General features: G+C 53.3%; 15 protein-coding genes. 4 read left to right on the top strand and 11 right to left on the bottom strand.

Translation table 11 applies throughout. From position 1 onward, the window contains the following. Positions 1 to 80: 80 nt before the first annotated feature. Complete coding sequence (purB, locus tag MLD66_RS07940; protein WP_247216734.1) at positions 81 to 1,376, top strand: adenylosuccinate lyase; 1,296 nt, start codon at positions 81 to 83, stop codon at positions 1,374 to 1,376. A gap of 28 nt (positions 1,377 to 1,404) precedes the next feature. Continuing rightward, positions 1,405 to 2,475: a heparan-alpha-glucosaminide N-acetyltransferase domain-containing protein gene (locus MLD66_RS07935; RefSeq protein WP_247216732.1), complete on the top strand. Its 1,071-nt coding sequence runs from the start codon at positions 1,405 to 1,407 to the stop codon at positions 2,473 to 2,475. A 286-nt stretch (positions 2,476 to 2,761) separates the two neighbouring features. Here the strand turns inward: MLD66_RS07935 and MLD66_RS14515 are convergent, their stop codons facing one another. After that, positions 2,762 to 3,715, bottom strand: coding sequence for a PAS domain-containing sensor histidine kinase (locus MLD66_RS14515; RefSeq protein ID WP_281438436.1), 954 nt, complete (start codon positions 3,713 to 3,715; stop codon positions 2,762 to 2,764). Between the two features lie 137 nt (positions 3,716 to 3,852). Then, positions 3,853 to 4,881: an ABC transporter permease gene (locus MLD66_RS07925; RefSeq protein WP_247219030.1), complete on the bottom strand. Its 1,029-nt coding sequence runs from the start codon at positions 4,879 to 4,881 to the stop codon at positions 3,853 to 3,855. Positions 4,882 to 4,945: 64 nt separating this feature from the next. Between MLD66_RS07925 and MLD66_RS07920 the strand changes: the two genes are divergently transcribed. Together MLD66_RS07920 and surE are read left to right on the top strand one after the other, a co-directional pair. After that, positions 4,946 to 5,338 carry a DUF4346 domain-containing protein gene (locus tag MLD66_RS07920; protein ID WP_247216730.1) on the top strand — a complete coding sequence of 131 codons (393 nt, stop codon included), beginning with the start codon at positions 4,946 to 4,948 and terminating at the stop codon, positions 5,336 to 5,338. Between the two features lie 113 nt (positions 5,339 to 5,451). Then, a complete protein-coding gene (gene surE, locus MLD66_RS07915; RefSeq protein WP_247219028.1) occupies positions 5,452 to 6,126 on the top strand; it encodes a 5'/3'-nucleotidase SurE in 675 nt (224 codons plus the stop codon). Here surE and glgP read toward each other — a convergent pair. The 9 genes from glgP to petB all read right to left on the bottom strand — a co-directional run bounded on the left by glgP (position 6,123) and on the right by petB (position 17,355). Further along, positions 6,123 to 8,681 (bottom strand): alpha-glucan family phosphorylase, encoded by a 2,559-nt coding sequence (gene glgP, locus MLD66_RS07910; protein ID WP_247216728.1) that lies wholly within the window; start codon positions 8,679 to 8,681, stop codon positions 6,123 to 6,125. The genes surE and glgP overlap by 4 nt on opposite strands. Positions 8,682 to 8,786: 105 nt before the next feature. Further along, positions 8,787 to 9,626: a metal ABC transporter permease gene (locus MLD66_RS07905; protein WP_247216726.1), complete on the bottom strand. Its 840-nt coding sequence runs from the start codon at positions 9,624 to 9,626 to the stop codon at positions 8,787 to 8,789. A 25-nt stretch (positions 9,627 to 9,651) separates the two neighbouring features. After that, on the bottom strand, positions 9,652 to 10,392 hold the full coding sequence (locus tag MLD66_RS07900) for a metal ABC transporter ATP-binding protein (RefSeq protein WP_247216724.1): 741 nt from the start codon (positions 10,390 to 10,392) through the stop codon (positions 9,652 to 9,654). Between the two features lie 4 nt (positions 10,393 to 10,396). Beyond that, complete coding sequence (locus MLD66_RS07895; RefSeq protein ID WP_247216722.1) at positions 10,397 to 11,308, bottom strand: metal ABC transporter substrate-binding protein; 912 nt, start codon at positions 11,306 to 11,308, stop codon at positions 10,397 to 10,399. A gap of 479 nt (positions 11,309 to 11,787) precedes the next feature. Then, positions 11,788 to 14,712, bottom strand: coding sequence for a cation-transporting P-type ATPase (locus MLD66_RS07890; RefSeq protein ID WP_247216720.1), 2,925 nt, complete (start codon positions 14,710 to 14,712; stop codon positions 11,788 to 11,790). A gap of 6 nt (positions 14,713 to 14,718) precedes the next feature. Next, positions 14,719 to 15,687 (bottom strand): permease, encoded by a 969-nt coding sequence (locus tag MLD66_RS07885; protein ID WP_247216718.1) that lies wholly within the window; start codon positions 15,685 to 15,687, stop codon positions 14,719 to 14,721. A gap of 42 nt (positions 15,688 to 15,729) precedes the next feature. After that, positions 15,730 to 15,972 carry a thioredoxin family protein gene (locus MLD66_RS07880; protein WP_247216716.1) on the bottom strand — a complete coding sequence of 81 codons (243 nt, stop codon included), beginning with the start codon at positions 15,970 to 15,972 and terminating at the stop codon, positions 15,730 to 15,732. 187 nt (positions 15,973 to 16,159) lie between these two features. Further along, positions 16,160 to 16,642 (bottom strand): cytochrome b6-f complex subunit IV, encoded by a 483-nt coding sequence (gene petD, locus MLD66_RS07875; RefSeq protein WP_247216714.1) that lies wholly within the window; start codon positions 16,640 to 16,642, stop codon positions 16,160 to 16,162. A 44-nt stretch (positions 16,643 to 16,686) separates the two neighbouring features. Next, complete coding sequence (petB, locus tag MLD66_RS07870; RefSeq protein ID WP_247216712.1) at positions 16,687 to 17,355, bottom strand: cytochrome b6; 669 nt, start codon at positions 17,353 to 17,355, stop codon at positions 16,687 to 16,689. Between the last annotated feature and the right edge of the window lie 93 nt (positions 17,356 to 17,448).

The following is a 17,448-nucleotide window of genomic DNA, read 5'->3' as shown; positions in this document are numbered from 1 at the left end:
TGGCGGTGATTTGGCACACCGGGGGCGATGGCGACGCCACGCAAGCTATAGGATAGAACTGCTGTGCTGGAACCTTCCCCGTGATCGAACGCTATACCCTGCCCGCTATGGGTAAATTTTGGACGGAGACTGCCAAGTTTCAGACCTGGCTGGACGTGGAATTGGCGGTGTGTGAAGCCCAAACCACCCTGGGCAATATTCCCGTTGAAATCATGACCCAGATTCGCCAACAGGCTCGGTTTGACCCCCAACGCATCCAGGAAATCGAGCAGACGGTGCGCCATGATGTGATCGCATTTTTAACCAATCTTAATGAATCGTTGGGGGAGGCGGGGCGTTATGTACATCTGGGGTTGACCAGTTCGGATGTGTTGGATACGGGGTTGGCGTTGCAGATGGTGGGGAGTTTGGAAGTCATCCTGGCGCAGGTGGAACAGTTGATCCAGGTGGTGCGCTCCCAGGCCCAGCGGCATCGGCACACGGTGATGGTCGGGCGTTCCCACGGCATTCATGCTGAACCGATCACCTTTGGGTTCAAGTTGGCGGGGTGGCTGGCGGAATTATTGAGACAGCGGGAGCGGTTGACCCGGTTACGCACCCAGGTGGCGGTGGGGAAAATCTCCGGAGCGGTGGGCACCTACGCCCATCTCGACCCCCGGGTGGAGGTACTGGCCTGCCAGAGTTTGGGCTTGACCCCGGATTGTGCCTCGACCCAGGTGATCAGTCGGGACCGCCATGCGGAATACCTCCAGGTACTGGCACTGTTGGGGGCTTCCCTGGAGCGGTTTGCGGTGGAAATTCGGCATTTGCAACGGACCGAGGTGCTGGAGGTGGAGGAATTTTTCGCCCCAGGACAAAAGGGGTCGTCCGCCATGCCCCACAAGCGCAATCCCATCCGTTCCGAGCGGCTCACCGGGTTGGCACGGTTACTGCGGGGGTATGCGACTGCTGGTTTAGAAAATGTTGCCCTCTGGCATGAGCGGGATATTTCCCACAGTGCGGTGGAGCGGGTGGCGATGGGGGATGCGAGTATTGTGGCGCATTTTATGCTGGTGGAATTGACGGATTTGGTACAAACCCTACAGATTTACCCGGAGAATATGCGCCGGAATTTGTATCGCTACGGTGGGGTGATTTTTAGTCAACAAGTCCTCTTATCCCTGGTGCAAAAGGGGATGAGCCGGGAGGATGCTTATCAATTGGTGCAAAGTCTTGCCCATCAAGCCTGGAATCGGGAGGGGGGGGATTTTCGGGCTTTGGTCGAACGGGATGCCACGGTTCAAAAGTATTTATCCCCTGAAGCAATTGCGGCTTGTTTTGACCCCGAAGCCCACCTGCAAAATTTAGATGCAATTTATCAACGGCTGAATATTTAGTATTACATAACTTGCTTGGACACCACCCATGTCCCAACGTTGGTTAAGTTTAGATGTTTTGCGGGGCATGACCATGGCGGCGATGATCCTGGTCAATAATCCCGGTAGTTGGGCTTATGTATTGCCCCCTTTGCGCCACGCCGAATGGCATGGGTGTACCCCTACGGATTTGATTTTTCCATTTTTTTTATTCATCATGGGGGCGGCACTGCCTTTATCTTCCCGGCGGGGGGCTTCCCCGGTCCGCATCTGGCGGCGCACATTGGTTTTAATCGCTTTAGGTCTATTGCTGAATGGGTTTCCCACCTACGATTGGGAACGCATCCGTCTGCTGGGCGTACTGCAACGGATCGCATTGTGTTACCTGACAGCCATGTTTGTCCTGCATTATACCCGCCCGTGGGTACGCCGTAGCCTCATGGTATTGATATTACTTAGTTATGCCATTTTACTAACATGGGTGCCAGTGCCAGGGGTGGGGCTTGACCCGCTGACTCCGACGGGAAATTGGGGGGCATGGTTGGATCGCTGGCTCCTGGGAACCCAACATCTGTACCCGTTGGCGCCATTTTTTAGCCAGGGCGACCCGGAGAGTTTGCTGGGAACCTTACCCGCTCTGGTCACGGTGCTGTTGGGCGTGGAGGCGGGGCTGTGGTTGCACAAGGGCGGTGCGCCGAAAACCCTGGCGTTGGGCGGGTTGGTGCTGTTGGGGTTGGGGTATGGCTGGCAGGGGCTACTGCCCTGGAATAAACCCCTGTGGACAAGTTCCTATGTGCTGTGGAGCGGGGGTTGGGCGGTGTTAGCCCTGGCGGGTTTGCACCAGTGGATTGAGGTGTGGGGGCGACGGGGCTGGTGCTGGCCGTGGCTGGTGTTTGGGCGTAATGCGATTGTCCTGTTTGTGGGGGCGGGATTGTTGGGACGGAGTTTGCGCTTTTATCGGGTGGGGGAAACGCCCTTGGGGACTTGGGTCTTTGAAAATGCCTTTGTGCCCTGGGCGGGGGCGTGGGGGGGGTCTCTGGGGTTTGCTTTGGTAATGGTGGGGCTATGGTGGGTGGCGCTGTATGGGTTGTACCGCTGGGGGGTTTGGGTGCGGGTTTAATTGATAAAGGGCACCTCTGTATTATTGTCGCCACTGGCAGATTATTTCGCTGAAATGCCGATATTAATGGCTACGCCACGCAGGCTATCGAGAACCATAGACGGGGGCGGTGCCCCTGCGACCTATTTTTAGAAATGCCCTAAATAGAAATTAATAAATATAGCAATCCTACTTGATTAACAAACAGAAATTCTCCAGAACCAAGGACGGGGGCGGTGCCCCTGCGACCCCTGTTCCATTCTCAAGACTTTAAGAGCGGTTCCCAAGATAACAAGATCACCACGACCTAGGACAAACCCGCTACTGGTGTTGTCATTCGAGCCGCCCGGGGCAATTCCAACGTCAGTCCCTGTCCCAGGAGTAACCGCCCCTGCAACCGCTCCACCAACATCTGCGCCACATACAGCCCCATCCCTGGTCGGGTCGGCCCAAAGGGATACCATAGTTCCCCCAAATCCAACTCCGGCACCCCGATTTGCACCCCCGTCCCCCCCGGACAACCCCGCACCTGCACCCGGGTATCCACCGGCGTATGGGTCAGGGCGTAGTCCAACACCTGCACCAGAATCGGCACCAACAAGCCCGGGTCACTCCACACCGCAGGCAAATCCTGAATGCGCCACTCGACCCGCTCCTCCCCATGCCGCACCGCCAAATCCTGCATCACCTGGGGCACCAAATCCCCCACCTGTACCGGCCGAAAATGCCCCGGCAGTACCGGCGAGCGGGACACCGCCAACACCCCCTCCACCAAAGCGGACAGTTGCGCCACCTGGGTCTGGACAATCTCCAAAAAATGGCGGGTCTGGCTACGGCTAAAACGATTTTGCGGTGCCAAGAGGGTATCCACAAACCCCTTGATACTGGTCAACGGGGTACGCAATTCGTGGCTAATGGTGTCAATAAATTCCTGCTGGGACTGCTCCAAATCCCGGCTATGTTCCGGCACAAAACTCCACACCAACCACCCCTGCGCCCCCTGGGCTAACTTCCGCACCAGCACCCGCATCATCAGCCAACCCTCCGGGGTGGATAACCGCACCCGTCCCCCCAATTCCTGCCACCGCAAATAGGCGGCCAACTCCGGCCAAAATTCCGTAATCCCATTGCCCTGTACCTGCTGGGGATCAAGGGAAAACCAATCCGCCATCACCTGATTGCAATGCAAAATCCGCCCCCCCTCCTCGGTCAGGACTACCCCAATCGGTAAGCAATTGATCAAACAAGATGTCACGTCCATAATGTGCCTGGGGGGGTCTTTAATCCAGTGTAATCACCTCAGTGGAACCTGCGGAAATTCTCTACCAAAAGGCTTAATAGCTCCGAAGGAATTGTTAAGTAAAAATAGAAATTATTCTGAGTATTTATACACCCTGATCACAACTGCACCCGGGGGTCAATAAAGGCGGTTAATACATCAATAAGAATGCTCAAAACCACCACCACCACTGCCAAAAACACCACAATTCCCTGCACGGTGGGATAGTCTCGCAGATTGATCGCCTCATACAAACGGTTCGCCAACCCCGGCCAGGAAAATGTCACTTCCGTAACAATCGCCCCCCCCAGTAGGGAAGCCAAGGTTAATCCCAGCAGAGCAACCACCGGAATCAGGGCATTGGGTAATACATGATGCCCCAACAGCCACCGGACGGGAATGCCCCTCGCCCGAGCCGCCTCGACGTAATCCCCCCGCCACTGCGCCCGCACCTGCACCCGCACCATCCGTTCCAGCAGGCCGCTCAAGACCACCCCCAAGGTCAGACTCGGTAGGGCTAAGTGATGCAGGGCAATTCGCAACTGCCGCCAATTACCAGCCAGCAGACTGTCCAGCACATATAACCCGGTCGCTCCCGCCGGGGGCATCTCCTGCACTGGAAACCGCACCCCCAAGGGAAACCACCGCCAATTCACACTCAACCACAACTGCAAGAGCATCCCCAGCCAAAACAGGGGCACCGCATAGCTCACCAAACTAAATACCTTACCCCCAATCGTCAAAGGGCTAGACTCCGGGCGACTGCCAGTCATTAACCCCAGTCCCACCCCCAGCCCCGCCGCCACCAGAAAGCCTGCCAGCCCCAATTCCACCGTAGCCGGGAGGTACGCCCCAATGATTTCCCCCACCGAGCGCCCCGGTTCGGTCAGGGAGGTGCCCAAATCCCCCCGGAGCAATTGCCCCAGATAAGCCAGGTATTGCCCCCACAAGGGCTGATCCAAGCCCAACTGAACCCGCAGAGCTTCCTTCACCGACGCTGGTGCCCGCCCCCCGTAAATCGCATCCACCGGGTCCCCCGGCGTTGCCCGCAATAGCAAAAACACCAACGTCACCACCGTCCAGAGCATCACCGGTGCCAGGAGCAAACGCACCAGCACATAATTGCGTATCTGTTGCCACCGCCCCACCAGGACTACCCCAAACAGGTCACAATAGAAAGAATACCCAAACTTCGTCCCCGTAACTGTTGCCATGATGTCCATTGATTGGGCGGAACAAATCCGTTGCATTGATGAAAATCTTTCCAAACGCCACCTCGACCTCGACCCGGCGGGTTATTTCATTATTTACATTGACCCCCAGGAGGGCTACATCTACGCCAAATGGTTCACCACCGCCATTGATGCCCGGGGCTTAGCCGTTGACCCCGATACCGGCCAACCCATCCCCGCCCGGGGGGCCGTCCAACGGGAACCCAGCCATATCTTTCGGGGGCGCACCGCCAAAGAACTCTGTGTGCAGATTTTTGAAGAATGCCAAACCTTTCAGCCGGTCAGCCAACTCAGCCATGCGGCCTATCTGGGTCGGGAATTTCTGCGGGCGGAAATGGCTTTGGTGCGGGGTGAACCCTATATCCAGGATTAAATTAAATATAGGGTTAAATATAGGGTGCTTCAGGATGGGTATTCCAGCGAGATAACTTGCTGGTAAGGCAAATAATTAGGATAGAGGTGCCCTATCAGGATTAAATCATGGCGGTGGCCATCCTCCTCACCAACGACGACGGCATTGATGCACCGGGATTGCACGTCCTCACCCAGGTACTCCCAAACGCTCTGGTGGCCGCTCCCCATACCCAGTTTTCCGGCTGTGGCCACCAGATCACCACCCAACACCCCATCCCCGTCGAACTTCGTTCCCCCCACCGCTACGCCGTCCAAGGCACCCCCGTGGATTGTGTCCGCCTCACCCTCGCCCACTGGCAACCGGACACCGCCTGGGTGATCGCCGGGGTAAACCAGGGTGCCAATCTGGGGGTGGACCTCTACCAATCGGGAACCGTGGCCGCCGTGCGGGAAGCGGCTTTGCATCGGGTGCCCGCCATTGCCCTGTCCCAGTACCAGCAACGGGGTGAGGCTATTGACTGGCAACGCACCCAACGCTGGAGCGAACACGTCCTGCAGATTTTATTACAAAAGCCAGCACCGGGCAGTTTTTGGAATGTGAATTTTCCCCACCTACCCCCCACCGCCCCGGAACCGGAAGTAGTTTTTTGCCCCCCCTGCACCCAACCCCTGCCCATCCGGTACACAGCGACCCCCCAGGGATTTCTCTATCAAGGGGTGTACCAACAACGTCCCTACGACCCGGCGGCGGACGTAGCCGTGTGTTTTGGGGGACAGATTGCCATTAGCCAGATTTGGGTGTGTTAACTGCCCCAGTGGATCAAGCCCAATTCAAAGGGATTGGCCAAGTCCGGGTGATGGGGCAATAACCGCACCGCAAACCCCTGCAGCCCACTGTTGGGGTAACTCACCTCCCCCGTGTAGGTGTAACTGCCATCGCCAGTTTGTCCTTGACAGGTCATCGGCACCACCTGCCCGACAGGGATATGCCCGGTGGCATCCACCTCCCCCTGGTACAGTTGCACCTGCACATCCTCGGGGGTCAAGGCTCCCAGGTAAATTTGCGCCGTCACCCCAATCGGTTCATACACCCGCACCTCCTTGGGGGCTTGCGCCGTCACCTCCCGAATTTTGATGTCGTACCAATGGTGAAACACCCGCGCTTTCCAGTCCGCCAACCCCTGCGCCTTGGCATAGCCCTGGGCTGATAAATGGCTCCAGCGGTCACTCACCGGGAAATAGGCTTCCTGGGCGTACTGTTGCACCATCCGCTCCGTATTGAAAAACGGGGTATTGATCCGAATCGCCGCCTTCATTTTTGCCAACCAGCCCCGGGGCAGTCCCTCCGCATCCCGCTGGTAGTACAAAGGCAGGACATCTTCCTCAAGGGTTTGGTACAGGGCATTGGCATCCAATTCATCCTGGAGTTGGGTATCCGTGTACTCTTCGCCCCGACCAATCGGCCAGCCCGTCTGCAGGTAATCCGCCTCCGCCCACCAACCATCCAGCGTACTCAGGTTGGGCACCCCATTCATCGCCGCCTTCATGCCACTGGTGCCCGAGGCTTCCCGGGGACGACGGGGATTATTCAGCCACACATCGCACCCCGCCACCATCAACCGGGACGTATTGATGTCGTAGTTGGGCACAAACACGATCTGCCGCTCCAACCCATGTTCCTTGGCAAAATGAATAATCTCCCGGATCATCTCCTTACCTGGGTGGTCCTTGGGATGCGCCTTCCCCGCAAACACAAACTGGATGGGGCGTTGCCGGTCCGCCAACATTTTCAACAACCGCTCCGGCTGGGCTAAAAACAAATTCGCCCGCTTGTAGGTGGCAAACCGCCGGGCAAAACCAATGGTCAATGCCTCCGGGTCCAGCACCTCCCGGGTTTTGAGAATTTCCGCCTGGGATGCCCCCCGCTCCTCCAACGCCCGCCGCAGTCGTTCCCGCACGTAGAGGATCATCTGCATCTTCGCCCGGTCATGGATGCGCCACAATTCCTCATCCGGGATCGCCTCCACCCGTTGCCACTCCGGGGCTTCCGCAGGCAATGCCCACCAATCCGGGCTGATATAGCGCTGGTAAAGATTCTGGGTCGCCGGTGCCACACAACTGCGCCCATGCACCCCATTGGTAATCCCCCGAATCGGCACCTCCACCTCCGGGGTCAACCCCCACAGGGAGCCAAACATCTGCCGACTCACCCGGGCGTGCAGTTGACTTACCCCATTGACCAAACTCGCCATCCGAATCGCAAAAATTGCCATATTAAACGAGGCTTGAAAATCCCCGGTCTGCTCCCGACCCAAGGACAAAAACTCCTGCTCCGAGAGACCAAAAATTTCCCGATACCGCCCCAGGTAGTAGAGAATTTTATCCGGCGGAAACAGATCAATCCCCGCAGGCACCGGTGTATGGGTGGTAAACACCTGACTGGCTTGTACCGCCTCCTTCGCCGCCGCAAACGGCAACCCCTGCTCCACCATCAACTCCCGCATCCGCTCCAGGGACAAAAACGCCGAATGCCCCTCATTCATGTGATAGACCGTCGGTTGCAGACCCAACGCCCGCAGAGCCTTAATCCCCCCAATCCCCAACATCATCTCCTGGTGAATCCGCACATCCAAATCCCCACCGTACAACTGGTCGGTAATGTCCTGGTCATAGGGATTATTGGGGGGAATGTTCGTATCTAATAAGTACAATGGCACCCGCCCCACATCCACCCGCCAAATCCGGGCATACACCACCCGCTGGGGAAAAATCACCTCAATCCGCAGTTCCGACCCATCCGCCTGCCGCTCCAAATGCAAGGGCAAATTGTAAAAATCATTGATCGGATAACGTTCCTGTTGCCAGCCATCCGCCGTCAGATACTGTTGAAAATAACCCTGTTGGTACAATAGCCCCACACCCACCAACGGCAAACCCAAATCACTAGCCGACTTCAGGTGATCCCCTGCCAACACACCCAACCCCCCGGAGTAGATAGGCAGTGCCGTAGTCAAGCCAAATTCCGCCGAAAAATAGGCATAGCATTCCTGGGTATGCGTCCCCCGTTGCCGCTGGTACCAACTGCGTTCCTGCAAATAGTCCTGCAATTCCCGTTCTGCCCGCTCCAGGTGCGCCAAAAACCCATCATCCGTACTCGCCGCCTGCAACCGCTCCTGGCTGATCGTCCCCAGCATCAATACCGGGTTCTGACGGCTCTGTTCCCACAAATCCGGGTCCAACCGGCGAAACAGTTCCTTCACCTCATCGCTCCAATCCCAGTAGAGGTTGTAAGCCAAAGCCCGCAGGGGTTCCAACCGGGGCGGCAGCGCAGGAGACACCTTAAACGTGCGAATTGGGCGCATACTTTTACCGACAGTGCATTGGCTCCCAGTGTAACCTCCCCCGCCCGATCAGCAACATTTTTTAACCCCAATTTCCATTCCCTGACCTTTTGAACCGGAATGTTTTTAACCCGGGCGTTGCCCCCGCCGGAGCCAGCCATACTTGGGTGCCCAGACCATCGCCAGGAGAAACAACAGCGTTTGTACTAATACAATACAGCCCCCCGTCGAAGCATCCAGATAATAGCTCAAATAAGTCCCCAACCCACTTGCCCCTAGCCCGGAAAGCACCGCCAGGATTAACATCCGGTCAAAGCGATCCGTGAGCAAATAAGCCGTCGCCCCCGGCGTAATCAACATCGCCACCACCAGCACAATTCCCACCGTCTGCAATGCCACCACAATGGTTAGGGATAACAGCGTTAGTAGTAAATAATGTAACCCCGTAATATTGATCCCAATCGAACGGGCGTGGGTGGGGTCAAAACAAAACAAAAGCAAATCATTCTTAAACACCAAAAGTATCCCTAAAGTCAACCCGCCAATTACCAAGGTTTGCACCATTTCTGAAGTGGGAATGCCCAGCACATTGCCAAATAAAATATGCAAAAAATCCACATTACTTGGGGTTTTAGAAATTAAAACTAAACCCAAAGCAAACAATCCCGTAAACACCACACCCATCACCGCATCTTCCCGAATCCGGGTTTGCTTGTGAATCCACCCCATCAACCACACGGAACCCACCCCAAAAATCAACGCCCCCACCGCCAAAGGCAGATTCAAGACATAGGCTAAAACCACCCCAGGGGTCACCGCATGGGCAACCGCATCCCCCATCAACGCCCAACCCTTGAGGGTCATATAGCAGGACAAAACCCCACACACCACCCCGACAAAACCACTAACCAACAGGGCTTTGACCATAAATTCATACTGCAAGGGTGCTATCAACCAATCCCACATAAACACCAGCCTTTGATTACAGATACTAGGAAATAATCTCTGGAAATGTGACCCCAAAGGTGCGGCTGAGATTTTCGGGGGTAAACACTTCTTGCGTCGCGCCGTAAGCCAAAATAGTTTGGTTGATCAAAATAACTTGGTCACAAAAGGTGGAAATTCCACTTAAATCGTGACTCGAAACCAAAATCGTATGCCCCGCATCCCGTAACCCCATCAGTAATTGAATGATTTCCCGTTCCGTTTTCATATCCACCCCATTAAAGGGTTCATCGAGCAGTAAAATATGCGCCTGTTGAGCCAAAGCTCTTGCCAGAAAAGCCCGTTTTTTTTGTCCTCCTGACAGTTCCCCAATCTGCCGGTCTTTCAGGGGTAACATATCCACTTGTCGCAGGCTCATTTCCACCATGCGCTGGTCAATCGGGCGAGGAATTCGCAACCAATTCATATAGCCGTAGCGACCCATCATCACCACATCCTGCACACTCACCGGAAATTGCCAATCCACCTGTTCGCTTTGGGGAATGTACGCCACCCACCCCTTTTTTTGTGCTTGATGAATGGGCAACCCCTCAATCCACACCCGCCCGGTTTTTGGTGTCATAAAGCCCATAATCGTCTTAAACAGCGTGGATTTGCCACTGCCATTCATGCCTACCAAACCCACAATGGTTCCCGGTGGTAGCGCTAAATTAATCCCGTGTAATGCCACCTGATCGTGATAGGTAACAGTAACATTTTCTAAAGCAATACTTGGGGTTTGACGCATGGGGTTAACTCCTGGAATTAGCTTGATTTTGTAACCCTTGCATGAGGGTATTGATGTTGTGTTCCAAAAGGTGCAAGTAGGTGGGGGCAGCACCCCCTGGTGGGGTTAGGGAATCCACATAAAAAATCCCTCCAAATGACACTTTTGCTTCCCGGGCAACCTGCCTTTGCGCCTGGTCATTCACGGTACTTTCACAAAACACCGCCGGTACCTTACTGGCACGTACCTGCTCAATCGTGCGGCGAATTTGTTGGGGTGTACCTTGCTGTTCCGCATTGATCGGCCAGAGATAAATTTCTTGGAGTTGGTAATCCCGTGCCAAATAACTAAATGCCCCTTCACAGGAAACCAAAACCCTTTGGGAAGTAGGAATGACGCTCAAAGATTGCCGTAATTTTTGGTCTAATTGTTGAATTTTTTGTTGATATTGTCGGGCATTTTGAGTATAAATAGCTTCATTGCTAGGGTCGAATTCTACCAGAGCTTGGCGGATATTTTCCACATAAATTAACGCCAGTTTAGGGGACATCCAAGCATGGGGGTTGGGTTGGGTTTGATACGCACCGGAACGGATGGGAATCGGCGTAATCCCCTGGCTCACCGTCACCCTGGGCACATCCCGCAAATTGCTGTAAAATCGCTCCGCCCACCGCTCCAAACCCAGACCATTTTCTAAAATCAAACTGGCGTTTTGGGCCTGGGCAATGTCCATCGGCGTGGGTTCGTACCCGTGAATTTCTGCTCCCGGCTTGGTGATGGATTCCACCCGTACCTGCTCCCCAGCCACATTCCGGGTCATGTCCGCCAGTACGGTAAAGGTAGTTAAAATCACCTTTTCCTGCGCCTGGGGCGGCGGCGAAGTCCCCTGACACCCCCAGACCAGCAGTCCCAACCCCCAAACCCACCAAACCCGCATTGGTACTTTTCATAATGTTTTCATAATGACCAGCATACCATTGGGACAGGGTGTTTTTCATACTCTTTTCATTTTTATTAATTTTTTGTAATATCACCACCAAGCGGTTGGCACAGGTAATGGATGGCTAATGGTTAGATACATACATTAGATACATCGGTACAGCCTGTTCACAAATCCAAGGATATGGATAAGGATATATAGCAATCCTACTTGATTAACAAACAAGAATTCTCCAGAACCAAGGGCGGGGGTGCCCCCCTGCGACTGCTAACTTTGAATTTGTAGAGGTGCCCAGGAAATAGAGCGATTACAAATATCTGAAAAGTGTTGTATTCTAAATCGAAATGACTCTAGCAGTCCTATTTGATTAGTGAGCAGAAATTCTCCAGAACCAAGGACGGGGGCGGTGCCCCTGCGACCCCTATTCCATTTTCATTTAGGATTGCTATATTTCCAAGGTTTAGTTCTCATGAGGCTTAGAGTCGGTGGTTTGAATGAACACTGCCTCGTCTGCGATGACGAAGTAATAGCTTGCGAAGCTCTTCGGCAGTGATCAAAATTACTGGACAAGCCAGCAACAGCAACCAATGCCAATTGGCTAACGGGGCAGTTCCGAATACTTGTCTAAAGGGAGCGAAGTCGATGAAGGCGAAGAGAGCCACACATTCAACCGTGATTCCTAACCAGATCAAACTGTTGTTTGACAAAGACTGACGGAAGATAGAACCCCACGACGAACGGCAAACGAATAAATTACCAACTTGACAAGCCACGATCGCCGCTAGCGTCATAGTCGTTGCTTGGCGATAGATGCCTGTCACTGCGGGATCGGCAGTATGGTTGACAATCATCGGTGTCACTTGTTGCAAATCTGCCAGCGAGTAGCCATAGCTCCACCAAACAATAAAGAATCCCAACATTGAGAGAACTGCCTCAATTACACCTAGAAATAGATAGGCGCGGATGATTACGGGAGCATTGAGCAGAAATTCCTGTTTCGCACGGGGTGGACGATTCATCATTCCTGGTTCGGGTGTTTCCGCTCCTAAGGCCAGGGCGGGAACCATATCAGTACCTAAATCCACCGCTAGAATTTGTAAAATCGTGAGCGCAGGCGGAATCTTGAAAGCGACCATGGCTAAAAATGGCACAATTTCCGGCACATTTGAGGCAAGAATATAGGTCATGAACTTGCGAATATTCTGATAAATTGCCCGACCCTGCTCAATCGCCACTACAATCGTCGCAAAGTTGTCATCGGTTAACACAATATCCGCCGCTTCCCGAGCCACATCCGTGCCATTCTGCCCCATCGCAATGCCAATATTCGCAGCCCGTAAGGCGGGAGCATCATTCACCCCATCCCCTGTCACCGCCACAATTTCGCCAATATCTTTATATGCCTGTACCAATCGCAATTTATGCTCAGGTGACATCCGCGCAAATACTAAGCCATGACGATATTTCAGCACTTGCTTGAGTTGCGCGTCCGAGAGATGTCCCATGTCTTCACCCGTGACCACCCGCACTTTATCGCTGACGAGTCCAATCTGACGGGCAATCGCTTCGGCGGTTAGTCCATAGTCACCCGTCACCATTGTCACTTTGATCCCCGCTTGATGACATTGGGCGACCGCCTTGGGTACTTCGTCACGGGGTGGATCGAACATGGCGACCAAGCCAATAAAGATCAAATCCTGTTCTAAATCCTGAGCCTTAAGATCGAGCAGTTCCTGTCCGCCCTGACGCGCGGCAAGCCCTAACACCCGAAATCCTTGTCTTGCCAAGTCATCATTAGCCCTGACGACTTCATCCCAATCGTCATGGGTTAACTCCTGAGGTTTGCCATCACGTAAAATCCAATGGCAGTGTTTAAGAACTTCTAAGGGTGCCCCCTTCGTAAAAGCCAGATGCGGGGATGGACTTGACCATAATTCCGAACCTTGCCAATGCACAACCACGGTCATCATTAAGCGACGCGAGTCAAAGGGAAGTTCCCGCAAGCGGGGATATTGCTGTTGAAGAGCTTCTAAATTCAATCCTGCTTTTTCTGCCGCCACTAAGAGCGCCGCCTCAGTGGGATCGCCAATTTCTTGCCAACGACTTGGAGAATTCAGATGCACTAATTTAGCATTTGAACAAAGCGCTGAACCAATTAGTAAAACTTGGGCTTTCCATGCGGTTTCCGAATCGGCAGGAATCGGCACTGTGCCACTACTCGGATCGTAACCTGCGCCTGTCACTTCAATTAACCCGTTGGTGAGCGCATTAGCCGATGGCGTTAGTTCGGTAGGGAGCCACAGATAGCGCACGGTCATTTCATTTTTAGTTAATGTGCCAGTCTTGTCAGTGCAAATTACCGTAGTTGCGCTCAGGGTTTCCACTGCCGAAAGTTTCCGCACTAAGGCATTACGTCGCACCATTCTCTTGACACCGAGAGCCAGCGCTAGGGTGACGGTTGGCAATAAACCTTCAGGGACATTCGCCACAATAATCCCAATCGCAAAAATAAAGCTCTCCATCACATTCATGCCAATCAGCGAGTAGCTCAGGGCAAATACCGTGGCACCCATACCCAGGGCGATCGCCGTAATCAGACGCACAATCTGCGCCACTTGGATTTCTAAGGTACTGGGTTCACGCTTGACGGCCGTCGTTAAATGCGCCACCTGTCCAAACTCAGTTTCCGCACCCGTGGCATAGACCACCGCCACGCCTCTCCCTGCGACGACCGTCGAACCTGCCAACACCAGATTGGCAATTTCCGATGGATTGACTTTTTCCTGCATCGGTTGTTCGCCTGGACGCAGTATCGTTTTACCGCCACGCATGGGAACAGTTGCTCGCAGACGCACAGGGTAAGGATTTCGTGCCACGGGTAACGATTCCCCTGTCATCACGGATACATCGAGATAGAAACTTTCGGCGGAGATTAACCGTGCATCTGCGGGAATGCGATCGCCTTCCTCCAATTGGATGACATCGCCACGCACCAGTTCTCTGGCGGGAATTTGCTTGAGTTCGCCGTCTCGATAAACTTTCACCTGCATCGGTAAGACTTTTTTCAACGCCGATAGGGCTTTCTCCGCTTGAAACTCTTGCGAAAAGCTGAAGATCGCATTAATCCAAATGACCGCCCAAATGGCCCAGCCCAATTCAGGTGTATGCGAGATAAATGCCAGAATCCCTGCTACCCACAGTAACAGAGCCATAAAATGCGTCAATTGATCGGTAAACCTCAGCCACAAAGGACGTTGCACCGGTTCAGGTAATTCGTTTGCACCAAATTTTTTTAATCTCTGTTGGGCTTCATTTTGGGATAATCCCTTGGCAGTAGTGCCTAAAGATTCATAGACCTCTTCAATTGTCAAAGTCCATATGGGTCGGTGGAATTGCGGCATCTCTTTTTAGAGTAAAATTGCATTGAAGATGTAACCAATACTAATAATACCAACAGTCATGAGTCCAACAAAAACAGCCAAGAGCTGAGGGCGTAGCACCTTCTTGAGAATCACCATTTCAGGTAGCGATAAAGCGGTGACTGCCATGGTGAACGCTAGAATTGTACCCATCGGCATTCCTTTATGGACTAAAGCTTCGGTAATCGGCATGACACCCGCAATGTTGGCATAGAGCGGTACACCTAAAATGACGGCGAGGGGGACGGCGAGAGGATTTTGAACACCCGCATATTTGGCAATAAAATCGGTCGGGACATAGCCATGAATCCCCGCCCCAATCGCAATGCCAAGCACCACATAAAGCCAAACCGATCGCACAATTTCGCTGGCTTGAAACTGTCCTTGCTTGAATCGTTGCCGCCAAGTCAGTGCCACTGGTTCCAGGGTGTCTGTATCCTCTAGCGGCATAACTTGACGTGCTTTTTGCAGTTCCCAGACGAAGGGTTCCACCCATTTTTCTAATTTTAGTAATCCGATGATGTATCCAGAGACGATCGCTAAACCCACACCAAAACCGATGTAGATCAGTGTCACCTTCAAACCAAACAATCCCCACAAAAGAATCACAGCCACCTCATTCACCATCGGCGCTGCGATCAGATAGGAGAAAGTCACGCCTAACGGGACACCTGCTTCTAAGAAGCCAATGAACAAAGGCACCGCAGAGCAAGAACAGAAAGGTGTGACCATGCCAACCAGTGCCGCCAAAATGTTTCCCACAAGGGTACGCTTTCCTTGTAGAAAAAAGCGCACACGCTCTGGCTCTAAAAAACTCTGAAATGTCCCAACGAGAAAGCTGATCACAATCACCAAGGTGAGGACTTTGGGGACATCGTAAAGAAAGAAGTGCAGACTTGACCCTAAATGCGATGCAATCGACAAACCGAAGATTTGGGTGACAATCTGGGTTGCCAACCAATCAAAAGGATAAAATGGATCGAACATCAATTTGACTTTTTAACGCTGTAATAAGGGCTGAATTTGTTCGGGACTGATGACTTGACCTTTGCTGACGACTTTGCCGTTGATCGTCAGAGCGGGAGTGGACATTACACCTCGTTTGGCGATTTCAATGGGGTCAGTAATGTGCAGAATTTCCGCAGTTAAATTGAGATTGGCCACAGCTTCTTTAGCATTTGCCTCAAGCTGTTGGCACTTTTTGCAACCTGTGCCCAAAATTTCAATCTTGATTGTTTCCATGACATTACTCCTTTGGGTCTGCTGTGATTCGGTCAAACCAGCGTTTCGACAGTCAGGTTTTTGGGTGAAACGGGAATGTTGACGTAAAAGTAAAGCGTTTATGGTGTCTGGAAACCCCCAAATACACAATACCGTGGCAGTCAGAGGTTAACCCCCACCCACCACGGTATCGGCCATGCCCCACCGACTAAAACAGCCCTAGGGTCACGGCTTTGCTAATCGGCATCGTCGCCCCAATCCCCAACCAGATCGTCACAAACGTACCCACCAAAAACACGGTGGTCGCTACGGGACGGCGGAAGGGATTTTGGAACTTGTTCACGTTTTCGATAAACGGCACCAAGGCTAAACCCAGGGGCACAGAAGCCATGGCCAAAACCCCCAGCAACTTGTTGGGCAGAACCCGCAAAAGATTAAACGTGGGGTAGAAGTACCATTCCGGCAGAATTTCCAGGGGCGTGGCAAAGGGGTCGCCCGGTTCCCCCAACATACTGGGGTCGAGCACCGCCAAACTCACCACACAGGCAAAGGTGCCCATGATCACCACCGGGAAAATGTACAGCAGGTCGTTCGGCCAGGCCGGTTCCCCGTAGGAACTATGCCCCAAACCCTTGGCCAGCTTCAGCCGCAATTTGGGGTCGGACAAATCGGGTTTTTTAATGTTGGACATAAAATTCGCCTCGCAGATGGAATCCAGGGTAACACAGCGTCAACCTAAAGGGGGCCCGAAATCCCTTGTTTGCGGATCATCAGGAAGTGCATCAGCATAAACACCGCCGTCAACCAGGGCAACACAAAGGTATGGGCACTGTAAAACCGGGTCAAGGTGCCTTGCCCAACGGCTACACCCCCCCGCAACAGTTCGACGACCAGGGAACCGACCACCGGCACCGCTTCCGGCACCCCGGTGACGATTTTCGCCGCCCAGTAGCCCACCTGGTCCCAGGGGAGGGAATAGCCCGTCACACCGAAGGATACGGTCAGCACCGCCAGCACCACCCCCGTCACCCAGGTCAATTCCCGGGGTTTTTTGAACCCGCCGGTCAGATAGACCCGGAAGACGTGCAGAATCATCATCAACACCATCATACTGGCGGACCACCGGTGAATCGAACGGATCAACCAGCCAAAATTCACCTGGGTCATTAAATAGGACACGGAGTTAAATGCTTCCGCCACCGTCGGCCGGTAGTAGAAGGTCATGGCAAACCCCGTCGCAAATTGGATCAAAAAGCAAGTCAATGTAATGCCACCCAAGCAGTAAAAGATATTGACATGGGGGGGGACATACTTGCTGGCAATATCATCGGAAATCTCCGTCAGGTCAAGCCGTTCATCGAACCACTTGTACAAGGGAGAATCGGACACTTGTTTGGTAAACATAAGTGCGGGTTCTCAAATGGATGTCGGCGGGCTGATACCCAACCAATTTACATCTTTTAATGTATCGCAAATGTTGGGGTTCTGGTATCCCGA

Source organism: Synechococcus sp. C9 (genome assembly GCF_022984075.1).
Classification (GTDB): Bacteria; Cyanobacteriota; Cyanobacteriia; order Gloeomargaritales; family Gloeomargaritaceae; genus Gloeomargarita.
Note: the sequence above shows the minus strand (reverse complement) of the source record. Positions and strands in the feature narration are given on the sequence as shown.

Bases quoted from the DNA above. Each gene is read 5' to 3' on its own strand.
- MLD66_RS07935 (WP_247216732.1), top strand. From the start codon at position 1,405: ATGTCCCAACGTTGGTTAAGTTTAGATGTTTTGCGGGGCATGACCATG.
- MLD66_RS14515 (WP_281438436.1), bottom strand. From the start codon at position 3,715: ATGGACGTGACATCTTGTTTGATCAATTGCTTACCGATTGGGGTAGTC.
- MLD66_RS07920 (WP_247216730.1), top strand. From the start codon at position 4,946: ATGATGTCCATTGATTGGGCGGAACAAATCCGTTGCATTGATGAAAAT.
- glgP (WP_247216728.1), bottom strand. From the start codon at position 8,681: ATGCGCCCAATTCGCACGTTTAAGGTGTCTCCTGCGCTGCCGCCCCGG.
- MLD66_RS07905 (WP_247216726.1), bottom strand. From the start codon at position 9,626: ATGTGGGATTGGTTGATAGCACCCTTGCAGTATGAATTTATGGTCAAA.
- MLD66_RS07900 (WP_247216724.1), bottom strand. From the start codon at position 10,392: ATGCGTCAAACCCCAAGTATTGCTTTAGAAAATGTTACTGTTACCTAT.
- MLD66_RS07895 (WP_247216722.1), bottom strand. From the start codon at position 11,308: ATGCGGGTTTGGTGGGTTTGGGGGTTGGGACTGCTGGTCTGGGGGTGT.
- MLD66_RS07890 (WP_247216720.1), bottom strand. From the start codon at position 14,712: ATGCCGCAATTCCACCGACCCATATGGACTTTGACAATTGAAGAGGTC.
- MLD66_RS07880 (WP_247216716.1), bottom strand. From the start codon at position 15,972: ATGGAAACAATCAAGATTGAAATTTTGGGCACAGGTTGCAAAAAGTGC.
- petD (WP_247216714.1), bottom strand. From the start codon at position 16,642: ATGTCCAACATTAAAAAACCCGATTTGTCCGACCCCAAATTGCGGCTG.
- petB (WP_247216712.1), bottom strand. From the start codon at position 17,355: ATGTTTACCAAACAAGTGTCCGATTCTCCCTTGTACAAGTGGTTCGAT.